Here is a 3,794-nt window from a genome sequence, read left to right as displayed (position 1 = left end):
CCATCCGTCATTGCGGCTGGCAGGAAGGGACGGTTTTCTTTCAATACCATTTCAATGCGTTCCAGATTGACCTCGCGATCGACATCGCGTAGATGACATAAGATCTCGGTGAAACACCATTCTTTAGGTTCAGGTCTTTGATTCCAGAGTTCTTCAGGAAAAGCAGAGGAAAAAGTTTCCAATGCAGCCGGGGTGGATTGCAAAGTCGCCAGAATGGCGGCAATCCCATCATAGGAGGGTACGCCATCCTGTTGAGCAATGGTATCCAGCCAGGCCAGTACATCCTCCAAAGCACCGGTTTTACTGAGGGGGTTACGCGAGGCACTGTTCTCAGGCTGATTCTGTTCGCTCAGGAAAAAGGTGGGTAATCCTAACTGTTCTGCTGGTAGAATGTCGTCCTCCCAGCTGTTGCCAACCATCACAGCCGGCATCTGAGGCCAGCGAAGGACTGCAAGGATTTCTGCAAAATAGGCTGGATGAGGTTTACAGAAGTGTGAATTTTCGTAAGTGGTAACCAATGAATATGGATATTGGTCAACGGGTAAACCGGCCCATGCCAAGCGCTGTTCGATTGCGGTTCGAGGGAAGAGGGGATTGGTGGCGATCACAACCTGCCATCCGCGCTCAAAAGCGCATTCAATCAGGCGGATGGCTGTTGATCTGGGGCGGGTTAATTCTTTTAGTAAAGGGAATTTTGTCCGGTAGAAATCATCAATTTTCTCTTTGAGGGATTGTTTGGACACCCCTAAAGCGGGGTAGAACACTTGGTCGAAGGTGTTTTCTAATGTGCCCGCTGGCATTTGTTTTTGCAGCATGGCATAGACTGCATGCTGCATGGCCTGCAAAAATTGTTGGGGTGAGATCGATTCAGCCAGTGTATTTGCCAGTAATTCAAAATAACGTTGAATAAACGGCTGGATATCGTTTTCCAGCAGGGTATCATCTAAATCAAAAAGAACGGTGAGGCTCATCGAGTTTCCGGTTCGATAAAAGGTGGGGGTAGCGGATGGCACTGACCGCAACCGACATGCGGTTCAGTGACAATCTGGAAGGATTTATTGCAATAGGCGCTGACGTGGACTTTTCGTTTTAATCCAAGAAACCCGCGGCTTACTCGGGCATCCAGTACCATGTGCGGGCAGGCATTGGCTCTTTGAATACCCGGAACCGGACAGGTTTTACATAAATCCGCAGTCCAGTGGTGGGGAGCAGGTGTGTTGCCGATCAGGCGGCACTCCTCCCTTTTTCGTCCACGATAGTAATCCCCGTAAAAATAACTGCATTCAAAACCCGCAGGGGTTTTCATTCAAATAAGAGCCTTGTTTATTGAACGCGGGTTACGTATGTGCCTGTGCGGGTATCTACACGGATGACATCGCCTTCTTCCACAAAATTGGGCACCTGTACCTGAATACCAGTTTCAACGGTAACGGTTTTGGTCACGCCCGTGGCAGTATCGCCGCGCACCGCAATTTCCGCATAAGTCACTTTTAAATCAACCGTGGTAGGCAGTTCCACATCCAGCGCTTCAGATCCGTAAAAAGTCAATTTGACCGGCATTTCCTCTTTGAGATAACCGGCCGAATCGCCGAGGATTTCGGCACGGATGGGGTACTGCTCAAAAGTTTCGGTGTCCATGAAGTAATAAATTTCGCCGTCGTTGTAGAGGTATTGAGCGTTATGGTATTCCAGGCGGGCTTCAGGAACACGGTCACCGGAGGTAAAGGTCTTTTCCAGTGTGGCGCCGGTGCGCAGGTTGCGAGCCTTAATGCGAATGGTAGCGTTACCGCGCCCCGGTTTGTGGTGGCTGTATTCGAGTACTTTGTAGAGGTTTCCATCCAGTTCGAAAGTTACCCCTTTGCGCAGATCGTTGACGTCAATCATATTACTTTCCCTGTTTTCAAGATGGTTTCAGAACGGCTAGATTATAGCGCACAGCCGCAGGAGTGGCAAGTAACAAAAACACACCCCTGGCCAGGGTGTGTTTTTGGTGAGTCGTTGTTGGATGAGGTTAACCTAATTTGGGTTCAATCAAGCCATATGTTCCATCTCGTCGGGTATATAAAACGTTAATGGCATTGGTATTTGCATTGTAAAAAACGAAGAAATCTTCATGCCCAAGCAGTTTCATCTGCTCAATGGCTTCCATCTCATCCATCGGAACCAGCGAAAACGTCTTGCGGCGGGCAATGACCGGCATTTCCTCAATATCGGCGGTGGTTTCTTCGGGCATGGGTTCTTTTGCTACCTCAGAAGCGGGTGTACCATCACCACGCCCGCGCTGGCGCTTGCCTTTGAAGCGAGAAATCTGGCGTTGCATTTTGTCCACTGCTTCGTCAATGGCGGCAAACAAATCGTCCGCTCTTTCTTCGGCCCGCAAAATAAAACCTTTGCCTCGAATGGTAATTTGTGCAACCTGCCGGTCGGATGCACTCCGTGCTGATTTTACATACGAAAGATCTACACGGGTGTCTTCAACGTCATTGATTAATTTATTTAATTTAGATACTTTTTTGGTGACATATTCCTGTAGGCGGTCGGTCAATTCCAGATTACGGGTAAATACTTCAATTTGCGGTGTCATTCCTTCCTCCTGAGGGTAAGATTGGGGTAAGGCAGATTGGCATACCGGGATTTAAACCTAGTATACCTCAACTTTGTTCGATCTGAACGGTGCGAGCGAGGGTTATTGCAAAAACCTGACTGGCGCCGGCGCTCTTCAGTGCTTCGGCACAGGCAGAGAGCGTTGCGCTGGTGGTAGCAATGTCATCAACCACCAGTACGGTTTTGTTTTGTACGATGGATGGCACGGCGCTGAACGCTCCTTTTACATTTTCCCGTCTTTGTACGGCGTTCAACCCAACTTGAGAGCGTGTTTCTCGAATTCGGTACAAGGCTTTATTGGTAAAAGGAATAGACAAAGCCCAACCCAGTAATTGGGCAAGTAATGCAGACTGATTGTATCCCCTTTGCCGCTGACGTTGGTGACTGAGTGGGACGGGGCAAATTAAGTTGACCTGCCAATTTTGTTCGGCGAAGAGAGAAATGAGAAACCGGCAAAGGGTATCTGCCAGGGGCAAGTCGTTTTCATATTTCAACCGATGAATGGCTCGACGGAGTGAACCATCATAAACGCTGTAAGAACGCAGCTGCTCAAAAACTGGGGGCTGACTCTGGCAGTCGGGGCATAGGTGATTGACTTGAGGAAGGTCACAACGCGGGCAAGAGGTTTGATGGTCAATGGGTGTAATTTGTTGCAGGCAGGAGCGGCATAACCGTTCGCCGTTTTTTCCACAACCGGCGCATGATGGGGGATACAGCCAGTCCATGGCAATCCAGAAGAACTGCTGGATCGCAAACCGTGGAGAGGCTTTCGTTAAGGTGTGCATGGTTTACCAGGCGCTTTTTGAGCCGGCAAGGTAGAAAAATATCGAAACCCGTTTTTTTATGGTGTTTATTGAAACATGCCGCCAAGCGCAGACTGAAACAGGCGAAGGGCAGCAGGGGTGAGGAGTACAATCATTAACGAGGGGAAAATCAGCAACGCCATGGGGATGAGCATTTTCAACGGCGCTTTGTGCGCTTCCTCTTCCGCGCGCTGGCGGCGCTTAACTCGCATCTGATCAGATTGAATGCGTAAAACCTTAGCGAGACTAACGCCCAGTTGTTCAGATTGAATGACCGCTGCCACAAAACTGGTCATTTCAGGGATGCCAATGCGTTCGGCCATATCTCGCAGGGCTTCACGGCGGACTTTTCCCAACTGGATTTCCTGAATGGCTCGGGCAAAGGCA

6 protein-coding genes are annotated in these 3,794 nt (G+C 49.4%); all 6 read right to left on the bottom strand.

Annotated features, from left to right (window positions below):
• Nucleotides 1–971 (bottom strand): HAD family hydrolase (locus VAE48_RS07745; protein ID WP_322792746.1); only part of this gene is annotated, 971 nt, incomplete at its 3' end.
• On the bottom strand, nt 968–1,306 hold the full coding sequence (locus VAE48_RS07740; RefSeq protein WP_322792745.1) for a hypothetical protein: 339 nt from the start codon (nt 1,304–1,306) through the stop codon (nt 968–970). The genes VAE48_RS07740 and VAE48_RS07745, both read right to left, overlap by 4 nt.
• Nucleotides 1,307–1,323: 17 nt before the next feature.
• A complete protein-coding gene (efp, locus tag VAE48_RS07735; protein WP_322792744.1) occupies nt 1,324–1,884 on the bottom strand; it encodes an elongation factor P in 561 nt (186 codons plus the stop codon).
• Between the two features lie 127 nt (nt 1,885–2,011).
• Complete coding sequence (gene hpf / locus VAE48_RS07730; RefSeq protein ID WP_322792743.1) at nt 2,012–2,584, bottom strand: ribosome hibernation-promoting factor, HPF/YfiA family; 573 nt, start codon at nt 2,582–2,584, stop codon at nt 2,012–2,014.
• Between the two features lie 67 nt (nt 2,585–2,651).
• A complete protein-coding gene (locus tag VAE48_RS07725) occupies nt 2,652–3,389 on the bottom strand; it encodes a ComF family protein (protein ID WP_322792742.1) in 738 nt (245 codons plus the stop codon).
• 65 nt (nt 3,390–3,454) lie between these two features.
• Nucleotides 3,455–3,794: type II secretion system F family protein (locus tag VAE48_RS07720; protein WP_322792741.1), on the bottom strand; the 340-nt coding region annotated here is incomplete at its 5' end.

The sequence above is a fragment of the Bellilinea sp. genome (assembly GCF_034432615.1).
Lineage (GTDB): Bacteria > Chloroflexota > Anaerolineae > Anaerolineales > Anaerolineaceae > Bellilinea.
Note: the sequence above shows the minus strand (reverse complement) of the source record. Positions and strands in the feature narration are given on the sequence as shown.

Bases quoted from the DNA above. Each gene is read 5' to 3' on its own strand.
- VAE48_RS07740 (WP_322792745.1), bottom strand. From the start codon at position 1,306: ATGAAAACCCCTGCGGGTTTTGAATGCAGTTATTTTTACGGGGATTAC.
- efp (WP_322792744.1), bottom strand. From the start codon at position 1,884: ATGATTGACGTCAACGATCTGCGCAAAGGGGTAACTTTCGAACTGGAT.
- hpf (WP_322792743.1), bottom strand. From the start codon at position 2,584: ATGACACCGCAAATTGAAGTATTTACCCGTAATCTGGAATTGACCGAC.
- VAE48_RS07725 (WP_322792742.1), bottom strand. From the start codon at position 3,389: ATGCACACCTTAACGAAAGCCTCTCCACGGTTTGCGATCCAGCAGTTC.